Genomic DNA, 11,756 nt, shown 5'->3' with positions numbered 1-11,756 from the left:
CTCATATAGATGGGGCTGGGAGCGAAGCAAAGGGGCGCTATATATATTCTTTTGAAATTTCAAAAGTCATTAAAATTGCTCTAGAAGGAGGACAATAATATGGATAACGAAAATATCATAACCCTGTTTGACAATGGGAAACACAAATTCGTTTTTTTAGGATCGGAAAGAAAAAGCGTTGAAGGTATTCCGACTAATCAGTATCTAATTGTTCACAATGACGAAGGTGTATTACTCGATCCAGGAGGAGTACATGTATTTCCACGCGTTCTTGCAAGCGTCGTTGAATTTCTTGACCTGGGTAAGATCAAACATGTGTTCTATTCCCATCAAGATCCCGACGTATCATCGGGAATAACTTTGTGGGACAGTATATTGGAAACTAAGTTTTATATATCTAAATTATGGGAGCGATTTTTACCTCACTTTGGAGTTTTTGAAAAATCCAGGATGGTTTTGATAGAAGATTCTGGAGGAAAGATAAAATTTAAAGATGGGGCTGAATTACAAATAATTCCCGCACATTTCTTACATTCAACGGGAAATTTCAACCTCTACGATCCGATTTCTAAAATACTTTTTTCAGGGGATATAGGTGTATCTGTTTTCCCTGAAGGGAAAGATAAGGTTTTTGTGGAAAATTTCTCAGAACATATAAAATACATAGAAGGATTTCACAAGAGGTATATGGCGTCGAACAAAGTCTGCAAAAAATGGGTTGACACAGTTAAAAAGTTGGATGTTGAACAGATGGTGCCACAGCATGGGGCAATATATAAAAAGCCTGAATTTAAAGAATTTTTAAATTGGTTTGAATCTTTAGAATGTGGAATAGATTTAATAGATACCATCTATAGGGTTGGGGCAAAATGAGTGAAAAGGAGAATTATACTGATACCATAAAAGGATTAGCAAAAAGTGTGTACCATGAAAATCTTCTCGTTTCTTTCATCGAAAAACTCCAGGAAGTATTGGGAGAGAGGTTTGAGAGAGTTAACGATTCAACTAATATAGTTGGAGAAACCCTTGTTGAACTCATAGAAAGTATAGAGAGCACTTCAAATGTAATTGAAAAAACAGTAGAAAATGGAGAAGAAGAGAAAAAAAGGATTTCTGCTAATAATGAAGAAATCATCTCCAAATTAAAGAAATTTGGGAAGGATTTTGATGAAGTAGGAAAAGATGTAGAAAAATCACTAGAAAGTGTATCGCATTTGATGGATAATTTTCAAGAAATAGAAGAACTCACAAATGTTATAAAAAACGTTGCCAAACAAACTAACATACTTTCGATAAACGCTTCGATAGAAGCCGCAAGAGCAAAAGAAGCCGGCAGAGGATTTGCAGTAGTAGCCGAAGAAATTAAAAAATTATCGTCAGAAACTAACATCGCATCAAATAAAATTTCTGAAAGAATCGTTAACCTATCAAATCAGGTACTAGAAGTCAAAGGAATAATAAACAACTTAGAAGCAATATTTTCAACCATAACCGATTCTATTGAAGCAGCTCTTGTTACGTTAAATGGAAATTTAGCCTTCATGGATGAATTAACTCAAAATTTGGTTTCGGGAAAAGAAGAACTTAAAGAAAACACCAACAACTTGCTCGCCTCAAAAGAAAATATAGAAGAACTTGTGAACAATATACATACATTAGGAAAAGTCTTAGAAACTGTATTGCAAATGCAAAATAAATTGAAAGAAATTGAAATTTAAAAAGCAAGCTAATCTTCTAAAAGAGGGAAATGTGTTATGCTGATTACCGTGATCGGTGGAGGAGCTGCTGGATTAATGGCTGCAACAGTTGCAGCATGGAACGGCGCAAAAGTAAGAATAATTGAAAGAAAAGGCAAATTAGCTAAAAAACTCTTGGCAAGCAGTAACGGGAGAGGGAACTTCTCAAATTTGGACATGAATGAAACCCATTACTACAGCAACAATTTGCCTTTTGTAAAAAAAGTACTTGATATTTTTGGTGTCGTGCAAACACTTAGTGTTTTTGAAGAATTAGGGATAATGATAAAAGAAAAGGATTCCAAACTTTTCCCCTACACAGAAAAATCAAAAGATATCGTTACTAATTTCATATATGAATTAGAAAAGCACAATGTGGAAGTTGTACTTAACTTCCAAGTTTTTTAGCCAAGATAGGGTTTGAAGATTTGCAAGCACCTGTTAGCAGTTTGAATGATAAAGATATAGAAATGCTAGCCGATAACTTAAAAGAGTGGAACTTCGAAGTTGTAGGTACAACAAATTGGAAGGATTCTCAGATTTCTTTAGGGGGAATTAATACAACTGAAATAGACCCTTATACTTTAGAGTCTACAATTATACCTGATTTATTTTTTGCAGGTGAGGTTATGGATGTAGCTGGAGAAAGCGGCGGATACAATTTGCAATGGGCATGGTCTAGTGGATACTTAGCAGGAAGTTCCGCTTCTTCTGAATAAAAAGTAGCATGGAGGGGAGTCAATCCAATGGAGATTGGTTTAGTACACTACAGAGTAGGAGAAACAGACGGTGTTTCCTTAGAAATGGTTAAATGGAAGCAAGTTCTCAGAAATATGCATTTAAAAACGTATTTAATCGCCGGAGATATGGGAACATCACCCGGATTTAAAATCCCATACATCGCATATACGGACAAAAGAAGTAACATACTCAAACAAAAATCTTTTGTAAATTTAGACGAGTGGGACGAGAATTATTTTAAAAAAGAGATGAATAGATACATAGAAGATATTTACAATCAACTGTATGAAATGATGGATTTGGATGTAATGATTGTGAATAACATCTTTTCATTAGCCCATAATCCTGCAGCAGCTGTGGCTATATACAGGTTTTGTAAAGACAACGGTATTAAAATGATAGGTCACCACCATGATTTTTATTGGGAAAGAGATTTTTACAAAAATCCGACCAACGATTACATCAAAGAGATCTTGGAAGAATATTTTCCTCCAAAAGATATAACTCACGTTGTCATAAATTCGTTAGCACAAGAAGAGTTAAAAAATAAAAAAGGGTTGGATAGTATCGTCATACCTAACGTATTTGATTTTAATCAAAAGCGGTGGGAAATAGACGATTACAACATAAAGATATACGACAAACTAAGCATCTCTCAAAACGATCTAATATTTTTACAAGCAACTAGAATCGTCAGAAGGAAAGCTATTGAATTGGCAATCGACACAGTAGCAGAAGTAAAAAAGGATTTAAAAAAGTATATTGGAAAAACAACTTTTAACGGTAAAAAGATAACGCAAGACACTAATGTATTTTTGGTTTTACCTGGTTTATCGGAAGAATCCGATTATGTAGAAGTGTTGAAACAATACGCCTCACAAAAAGATGTAGAACTAAAATTAGCTTTTTCCATTTCCGATGACATCAGACACGAAGAGGAAGAAATTTTCTCTCTATGGGATTTTTATGCAATAGCTGATTTTATAACCTATCCAAGCATTTTAGAGGGGTTTGGTAATCAATTTTTGGAAGCGATATTCGCAAAAACACCTGTGTTGATGTTCGAATATCCTGTTTACAAAAAAGACATAGCTCCCTTAGGCTTTGAGGTTGTCAGTCTTGGTAGTAAAGCTGAATATGAAAGGGGTATGTACAGAGTCAACCAAAACGAAATTATTAAAGCAAAAGAAAAAATTTTTCAAATTCTATTCGATCCCCAAAGGGCTTCACAGATCGTCCAGAAGAATTTTGAACTTGGGAAAAAATATTTTTCCTATGAAACTTTGGAGAAAAAGTTAAAAAACTTGTTGGTGGAAAAAGTTGGGGTGCGGGGTGAAAGGGCGCTATAAAATTCTAAAGGCAAAATAAAAAAATAAATTCAGGGGGAAATAAATATGACTCTCAAATGGAAAATGGCAGTTTTAATCATCTTGGTATCCGTTGTACCTATGGCATTTTTTATCACATATTCATCATTGAATTATGGCAACATTTTAAGAGAAGACACTTCTCAATTAATCGAAGTTAACAATTCCCAAACAGCCAATTTTATTAATCAGTACATGAATGATCTCAAAAAAGTTACTTCTTCAATCGCTGCTGATCCCGATGTCATCAATTTGCTTGAGCAATCACAAGAAGAAAGAGATAGAATGTATCAAAAGCTGCAAAATTTCATTGAAGGATACCCTGAATTCATAGCTGTTTATGTGAGTTCAAAAAATGGAGAAATCTTTTTAAGACCACTAGAATCTGAAATAAAACTACCAAACGATTTTGATCCGAGAATAAGGCCATGGTACAAAGACGCTATTCAAAAGCCACAAGAAGTTATTGTATCAGATCCTTACGTAGATGTTGTAACGGGTGATACCTTAGTTGCCCTTTCAAAGGCGGTAAAAAACGTTAAAAATGAAATAGTCGGAGTGGTGGGGATAGATCTTTCTATGTCCAAGGTTTATGAAATTATTGGTAATGAGTTAGGAACTGGAGAAACGATTTATGTAATAAACCAAAAAGGTCAGATAATCTTTCATCCAGAAAGTGATACAATCGGTCAAGACATTTCACAAGAAGAATACTTTAAAAATTTAACTCAAAACAGTGGTTCCATGTATGTTCAAAATGGGTCGACATTCTTAGCGTATAATAAAATTAGTGATCCGAATTGGACCGTTATTACCCAAGTAGATACTAACAATTTATTCGGTGAAGTAAGATCTACCACGATGTTCACTCTTATACTCTTCATAATAATAGCCGTAGTTGCAGTAATAGTAGGTATTTTATTCGTTATTTACTACATTATAAAACCGATAAACAAACTGAAGACGTATCTTTCAGAGGTAGGAGAAGGCAATTTATCAACTTCCGTTGAAATAAACTCCAAGGACGAAATTGGGCAAATGGCAGGTTCACTAAATCAAGCAATAGGTGCCTGGAAGAACTCTATAAACTCAATAAGAGAAGACTCTTTGAAGATCGACAGTTCTGCTATGGAATTACTCAACATTTCTAAAAATAGTTCTCAATCGGCAGAAACCCTTTCGGAAAAGGCTGCTGAAATCAGTGAAAATGCTGAAGATACTTCCGCCTCTGTTGAAGAAGTTACCTCAGGAATTCAGGAAATATCTGCTGCCGCTCAAAATGTTTCTAAATCAGCTCAAGAGCTCAACACTGCTGCTTCAGAAACAGAAAACGCAGCTAACGAAGGACTTCAGTCTATAAAATCGATAGATAAAACGATAAAAGAGGCTGTAGATAAATCCAAAAAAACGCAGAATGTGGTAAAAGCCCTAATAGAAAGGTCTGAAAACATCGGCAAGATCGTTAACACGATAAATTCTATAACAGAGCAAACAAACCTTCTAGCCTTAAACGCTGCTATAGAGGCAGCAAGGGCAGGGGAAGCAGGGAAAGGATTCGCTGTTGTAGCAGATGAAATAAGAAGTTTGGCGGAAGATTCCAAAAATTCAACTTCACAAATCGAAAGAATGATTGAAGGTATTAAAAACAGTACCAACGTCGTAAATGACAGCACAAACGAAACCGTTGGAATAATCCAAAGTATCAACGATCAAATGAACGGTATAAACGACAAATTCCAACAAATTTTAAACATGGTAAAAAATTTAAACAGCGGAATAGACAACTTAACGGCAACCTCGCAAGAACAAAGCGCAAGCACAGAAGAAATGAGCTCAGCCATGGACAGAGTAGCACAAGCGGTAACTTCTATTAGCGAAAGTTTGAATGAAGTAACCAATTCGATTAACAACCAAAAAGAAGACTCAAAGAAAATCGAAAAGAACTCTCAAGAACTCTCTACTTTATCAGAAGAGCTCTCGGAACAGTTGAAAATATTCAGACTGTAGGAGAATTAATCTTGATTAAACTGTACTTAGGTTACTATTTAGAAGCACTCACCGACAACCAACTTGAAGTTTTAGACAAACTCAAATTTGAAACTTACGAAAGAGAAAACATCCTTAGATTCAGAAAAGAAGTGAAAGGCAAAAAGGAAATAGTAGAAGTACTAAAAATCTTAAAAACCTTTGAAATCGTTCCTGGTTACGCACTTCAAAAAGATGAGGATTTCTTTGATTTTGATGAAGAAACATCTAAAAAAAACGAAATAATCATCGAGGAACTGGGAGAAGGATTCCTGTTATTCCTTCTCTCAATTTTAGAAAAAGAAAAAGAAGCCATACAAAAAGACAGAGAAACCCTAAAAGGAATCATAGAATCTTTATCTTATGATTACATGGTCCAGATAAATATATGGAACAGATATGGTTATGCAAGGTTGTATATAAAGCAAGAGGATGAAGATATCGGTTTTTTAGACTTAATACACAAATGGTACAAAAGCGAACCAGAATACGATCAATTTTTCAAAGACCTAATGAAGGATAAAAGAATACTAAATTTATCACAGTATTTCTTAAAAAAAGAAGGATACATAAAATAACAAAATTGGTGGGTTACAATGTATGGTGCAGATATTGATTGATAAATTAAGGGGCGAAGGGGAGCTAAACTCATAAGAAGAGCTAAAAAAGTTATTGAAATAATTTTCAAAAAAACGCCCTAAATGGGCGTTTTTCAATTAAAAATTGTCGCAAATTTTATAAGCTCTCCTCGTCAAATGGAGGAACTTAATGAAATATAAAAACGCGTTGTATTTTCTTTGGGAAGAGGTCTCTCGTTTTAAAAAAGAGTTATTTATAAATTTCATACTAATTTTATCTTTTATACCACTAGTAGCCGTGACTCCATTTTTAATAGAAAACTTGATGCAAGAAATTACAACAATAAACGATGGGCAAGGGATGAAAAGTGCCCTAATTACAGCTTTACTGATTCTTGTTATTTATTCCCTCACACGTTTTATTTGGTTTTTAAGTGATTATCATGGAGACATTTTGAAACTATTAGTGAAAGGGAGCTTGCGTGAGAAATTATACCTAAAAGTTCTAAAATTACCAGCTTCGTACCATAAAAGGAAGCCATCAGGTGAATTGATGGCGCGATTCACCTCTGATATTGACATAGTTGGAGAAGAAGCGCTTTTTTTCACATCTGTTTTTCAGGCAATAGCTGAGTTTTCGGTAGGATGTTATGTCGCTTTTAAATTAAATACTTATTTAGCGATAATATTTGTTTGTTCCTTGCCCATATACTTATTATGCCAAAAGCAGTTCAAACCAAAGATGGAAAGTATGTCTTTGTTAGAACGAGAGGCAAACGATAATGTTGTAAAATCAATAGAAGAAGGGATAAATTCAGCAATTATCATAAGATTATTGGAAAAAACCGCCTATTTTTACCATCTTTTTCAAAACAAGATCCGCAACTGGCATAATTCTATGAAAAACAAAAGTTTTTATGAAAAACTATATAATAGTATAACTATGTATATTGAAGAAGGTTTACCTATTATTATTTTGTGTATAGGTGCAATTTTATCAATGAGGGGTTTAGTAGATATTCCAACGCTGATCGCCTTTTTCACATTCGTTGGAAGGCTATATGTCCCAGTATGGAACCTTGCTTTTCTCTTCACTACCACACCTGCTGCTTTTCCATCAATAGATAGAATTGAAACTTTACTAAACCAAGAAGAGGAAAAAGTACGTAAAGGAATACTCTTTCCAAAAGAATTTACAATTGATTTCCACGATGTTTTCTTTTCATATGAGGAAAATAATTATATATTAAAGAATATAAATTTAAAAATCAGCAAAGGTGAAAAGATAGCCATTGTTGGATCAACTGGAACAGGGAAAAGTACTTTACTTTTACTGTTAACTGAATTATATAAACCGCAAAGAGGAGAAATATTGTTAAATAAATTAAAATTTTCACAATATGATCTTTCAGATTTGAGAAGAAATATAAAATATGTAGAAAGTTCTCCTTTCATATTCAATGCAAGTATAGAAGAGAATATCTTATTAGGTGAAAAAGTTGAAAAAAGTATAATAAATAAGATTTTAGAAATCACACAACTAACAGAATTTTCAGAGTCTCTTAATAAAAACTGCTTGCTTTTATCCAGTGGGCAAAAGCAAAGAGTCAATTTAGCTCGAACATTATTACATCCCCCTAAGGTGCTGTTGTTGGATGAAGCTACTTCTGCAATGGATTCACGTACCGAAGAATTAATATTTGAAAGGCTGAAGGAAAAGGAAAAAGATATGGCGATAATATTGGTTTCTCATCGCCTTTCAACAATAATAAAAGCAGATAAAATATATTTTATGGCAAACGGTACTATAGTGGATTCCGGTTCACACATAGAATTATACCAAAAGAATGAAAGTTACAGAGAGTTATTTAAGAAACAGTATGTGAAAGATGCTCAGAATGACAGATAAAAACTTAAAAGGAATTATAGTTCATTCATCAGGCAATAATCTTATGAAAACTGGAGGGTCTAACCTATGGGACGTTTTGGTAAATCAATCAAACTTGACTCTACAATAATGAAATATTATTTTATTATTATGCTTTATGAGGGTATTGATAAATTATTTGGGACTGTCTATGTTGCTCATATGGGTATAAGGGGATTAACTTCATTTCAAATCGGACAGGTATTAGCGATTTCTTCAATAGCGTTAAGTGTATTTGACTATCCAACTGGAAACATTGCAGATAAATACGGTCGGAAAAGATCGTTAGTGTTAGGATTTTTTATATGGTCCATCGGTTTACTGGTATTTTTCCAAGCAGGTAATCTATTCACTTTTATCTTGAGTATTTTATTGTGGGCAGTCGGCGTATCGTTGATTAGTGGTACTCCAGGAGCTTGGTTTGTAGATGAAATTACTAAAGAGGGTCGATCGCATTTAAAAACGAAAGTGTTTCCGAATGCAAATGCAATTTCACTAATATTCGGTGCCATTGTGGCTTTATTATCCTCTCTTCTTGCAATTGGTCGTCCGGATTTTCCCTTATTGGTTGCTGGTATAATGGGACTTGGAACATCCATCATTCTTATTTTCATTTTAAATGAAAATTACGGAGATAGGGCAATTTCATTTAGGAAAGCCCTTGTTCGAAACACAATTGATATTTTTAAAAGTACCACGATGAGATTAATTTTGATTCGCTCTATGACAGGAAGAATCGCATTCCAGACCTTTGTAATGATATGGCAATTATATATGGTCAAAGAGCTTAAATTGTCTACCGCATACTTAGGTTTCACAATGGCCATTTTTCTTGTAGTTTTAGCAGTCGGAAATAGTTTAGCAGGCATACTTCTAAAGCGTTTTGAAGGTGTGAAAGTATCAATAATGGGGCAAAGTTTAATTGCAATAGGTTCTATTACTATTGCTTCTCACACTTCAATCGTTGCTTTCTACTTAGGAGCCAGTTTAATCGAATTGGGATTGGGCATAGATAAGAGTGCCAGTTCAGTTTGGGTTCATGATCTCATTCCAAGCGAGAGGAGAGCATCTTATATTTCAGCTATTTCTGCTGCTGGATCCCTGTTTGGATTCACTATTCCTTTGGTAAGTGGATATATTGCAGATCAGATAGGTTTTCGATACAATTGGTTGTTAGCCTTTATAGGAAGCATTATTACAATTACGCTATTAATCAAAATCGGTACTGCAATAAGAGCAGTGAAAGAAAGAATTCAGAATGTCGAGAAATCAAAATAGTTAGATTAATACTTGTTTTCATAAGATATTATCTGGAGGTTAAAAGGGATGAATCAAAATAAGTCAAACCAAGAAAAATCTATGAAAAAATTTATGATAATTTGGATAGGGCAGTTCGTCTCTATTTTAGGCTCTGGGTTGACAACTTTTGGGTTATCTGTCTGGGTTCTAGAAACAACTGGAAGTGCAATGACTTTTACTATGACTGTTTTAATGCGAGTTTTACCAGGGATAATTTTTGCACCGATCGCAGGAACATTCGCTGATAGGAGAAACAGGAAAAATATAATTATATTCACAGACGCATTTGACGCACTTTTAAAAATCTTTATGATCATACTGCTTGTATCAGGGCAAATGAAACTATGGATGATTTTTCCTATTAACTTCATATCTGCAATATTTGGGACGTTTCAAGGTCCTGCATTCACTGCCTCTATTCCAGAAATTGTTCCTAAGAAAAACCTTGGTAGGGCAAATGGAATGATGCAATTAATCCCATCCATTCAAAATATAATAGCACCTGTAGTAGCAGGAGCCCTATACCCTTTAATTGATTTATCAGGTTTATTAACAATCGATTTTATAACCTTTTTCGTAGCAATAGGAACGGTTGTATCACAAAAAATCCCACAGCCTGTTATCAAAGATAAAAGGGTAAATATGGGTAATATAATCAATGATTTTAAATATGCCCTTACATATTTAAAAGGGAAACAAGGTTTTTTCTCACTCATAGCAGTATTTGCCCTGTTAAACTTTATAGCTAATTTAAGTTTTGTACTTGTTGGACCAATAATAATGGGCAATTATAATTCAGTAATTTATGGGATGGTAAACTCCTTATCAGGAGTAGCATTAGTTTTAGGAGGGTTAGTTGCAAGTACTATACCAACTAGTAAAAATAGGGTAAAGGCGATATTTATCAGCCTCATACTATCAGGTATAGGTTTGTGTGTGATGGGTGTATCGCCTCTTTGGTATATAATTGGTGTGGGATTTTTCATATTTATGTTGCCTGTTCCATTCACAAATGCGACATTGGGTACGATAATGCAGGTCAAAATTGAAGGTAAAGTTTTGGGGAGAGTGGGTGCTGTGATAGATGGACTTTTGAAAATTATAACTCCAGTTGCAATTGTATTATCAGGTGTTTTGGCAGAAAAAGTATTCAATCCACTTCTTATCGATGGAGGTACATTATCGAATACTTGGATTGGCTCTTTAATAGGTGTTGGGAAAAACAGGGGGATAGGACTTATGTTCATTCTATCTGGTTTGATTTTAATTGTCGTTTGTGTTTTAATGCTATTTAATAAAGTAGTAATGAACCTAGAAGAAAATAATCCAGATGCAGTTTTAGATTAACAAAAAGTGAGCCCAATTTTTTACCGAAAATAGGGGTTAATGAATCTGGAGTGAAAGTTATATCTTAATTAATTGTCATTCAAATAAGGAATTGGTTTGAAGGTATTTATGTCTATGAGATAACCAATCTTTTTTACGGACATCTAATGTGAGTCTTTTCAATTAAAAATTATTGCAAATTTCCACAAACTCTTCTCTCTCTTCCCCTTCAAAAACATAAAAAGAAATAGCAGAAGGTTTCCTTTTCAACGTATACTTTTTCACGAATGGATCAATCTCTTTTGGTACTTTCGGTGTGAATTCTTTGGGGATATCCTTCAAATCATAGTACCTACCGTAATTCATTATGAACTTTTCTACTGTCTTTTTTTGTTTTGTATCAAGTCCAATGTAATTTTCAATGAACTCTTTTAAATTCTTTTTATTTAAGTCTTTCATGAATCTTTTTACAAGGATTTTCCTTGCTGAATAGTAAGGATGTTCTTTAAAAGTTATATCTTTGTTTGTGAATGTTTTTAGTCTTTGGTTGTTTGTAAGTAATGAATCAACATCTATCTTTGGAGTTTCTTCAAATATTGAGTTTATTAACTCTCTTGTGTAATAATCACATCTTTCTTTGATTAAACTTCCACTTTCTATCTCTTTAATCACCTTTTCTAATTTAACCTCTTGCTTATAATAATGAACAAGATACGAAGTAAAAAATTCAGAAAGTTGGTTTTCTACCCTTAACTGC

General features: G+C 33.8%; 10 protein-coding genes and 1 pseudogene. 10 read left to right on the top strand and 1 reads right to left on the bottom strand.

Annotated elements, in window-relative coordinates; genetic code table 11:
* Positions 1-99 precede the first annotated feature (99 nt).
* The 10 genes from NAAC61_RS06420 to NAAC61_RS06375 all read left to right on the top strand — a co-directional run bounded on the left by NAAC61_RS06420 (position 100) and on the right by NAAC61_RS06375 (position 11,020).
* Entirely contained in the window at positions 100-873 is a 774-nt protein-coding gene (locus NAAC61_RS06420; RefSeq protein WP_012208528.1) for an MBL fold metallo-hydrolase, read from the top strand.
* Entirely contained in the window at positions 870-1,718 is an 849-nt protein-coding gene (locus NAAC61_RS06415; protein ID WP_121514825.1) for a methyl-accepting chemotaxis protein, read from the top strand. Before NAAC61_RS06420 ends, NAAC61_RS06415 begins: the two co-directional genes overlap by 4 nt.
* A gap of 36 nt (positions 1,719-1,754) precedes the next feature.
* Positions 1,755-2,144, top strand: coding sequence for an NAD(P)/FAD-dependent oxidoreductase (locus NAAC61_RS06410; RefSeq protein ID WP_202695541.1), 390 nt, complete (start codon positions 1,755-1,757; stop codon positions 2,142-2,144).
* Positions 2,145-2,164: 20 nt separating this feature from the next.
* Positions 2,165-2,455: an NAD(P)/FAD-dependent oxidoreductase gene (locus NAAC61_RS06405; protein ID WP_202695540.1), complete on the top strand. Its 291-nt coding sequence runs from the start codon at positions 2,165-2,167 to the stop codon at positions 2,453-2,455.
* Positions 2,456-2,482: 27 nt separating this feature from the next.
* A complete protein-coding gene (locus NAAC61_RS06400; RefSeq protein WP_202695539.1) occupies positions 2,483-3,826 on the top strand; it encodes a glycosyltransferase family 4 protein in 1,344 nt (447 codons plus the stop codon).
* Between the two features lie 45 nt (positions 3,827-3,871).
* A complete protein-coding gene (locus NAAC61_RS06395; RefSeq protein WP_202695538.1) occupies positions 3,872-5,851 on the top strand; it encodes a methyl-accepting chemotaxis protein in 1,980 nt (659 codons plus the stop codon).
* An 11-nt stretch (positions 5,852-5,862) separates the two neighbouring features.
* Entirely contained in the window at positions 5,863-6,447 is a 585-nt protein-coding gene (locus NAAC61_RS06390; protein ID WP_202695537.1) for a hypothetical protein, read from the top strand.
* 190 nt (positions 6,448-6,637) lie between these two features.
* On the top strand, positions 6,638-8,356 hold the full coding sequence (locus NAAC61_RS06385; RefSeq protein WP_202695536.1) for an ABC transporter ATP-binding protein: 1,719 nt from the start codon (positions 6,638-6,640) through the stop codon (positions 8,354-8,356).
* A gap of 66 nt (positions 8,357-8,422) precedes the next feature.
* Entirely contained in the window at positions 8,423-9,652 is a 1,230-nt protein-coding gene (locus tag NAAC61_RS06380) for an MFS transporter (protein WP_202695535.1), read from the top strand.
* A gap of 48 nt (positions 9,653-9,700) precedes the next feature.
* The gene (locus NAAC61_RS06375; RefSeq protein WP_202695534.1) at positions 9,701-11,020 is read left to right on the top strand and encodes an MFS transporter; all 1,320 of its coding nucleotides are present in this window, start codon (positions 9,701-9,703) and stop codon (positions 11,018-11,020) included.
* Between the two features lie 162 nt (positions 11,021-11,182).
* On the opposite strand, the pseudogene NAAC61_RS06370 reads toward NAAC61_RS06375, so the two are convergent.
* A pseudogene (locus NAAC61_RS06370) lies at positions 11,183-11,756 on the bottom strand (hypothetical protein); the annotation flags it as partial.

The sequence above is a fragment of the Petrotoga sp. 8T1HF07.NaAc.6.1 genome (assembly GCF_016772115.1).
GTDB classification, from domain to species: domain Bacteria; phylum Thermotogota; class Thermotogae; order Petrotogales; family Petrotogaceae; genus Petrotoga; species Petrotoga mobilis.
This window is presented reverse-complemented; position numbering and strand designations above follow the sequence as displayed.

Coding starts and splice junctions, on each gene's coding strand:
- NAAC61_RS06395 (WP_202695538.1), top strand. CDS start 3,872: ATGACTCTCAAATGGAAAATGGCAGTTTTAATCATCTTGGTATCCGTT.
- NAAC61_RS06410 (WP_202695541.1), top strand. CDS start 1,755: ATGCTGATTACCGTGATCGGTGGAGGAGCTGCTGGATTAATGGCTGCA.
- NAAC61_RS06420 (WP_012208528.1), top strand. CDS start 100: ATGGATAACGAAAATATCATAACCCTGTTTGACAATGGGAAACACAAA.
- NAAC61_RS06380 (WP_202695535.1), top strand. CDS start 8,423: ATGGGACGTTTTGGTAAATCAATCAAACTTGACTCTACAATAATGAAA.
- NAAC61_RS06375 (WP_202695534.1), top strand. CDS start 9,701: ATGAATCAAAATAAGTCAAACCAAGAAAAATCTATGAAAAAATTTATG.
- NAAC61_RS06415 (WP_121514825.1), top strand. CDS start 870: ATGAGTGAAAAGGAGAATTATACTGATACCATAAAAGGATTAGCAAAA.
- NAAC61_RS06400 (WP_202695539.1), top strand. CDS start 2,483: ATGGAGATTGGTTTAGTACACTACAGAGTAGGAGAAACAGACGGTGTT.
- NAAC61_RS06385 (WP_202695536.1), top strand. CDS start 6,638: ATGAAATATAAAAACGCGTTGTATTTTCTTTGGGAAGAGGTCTCTCGT.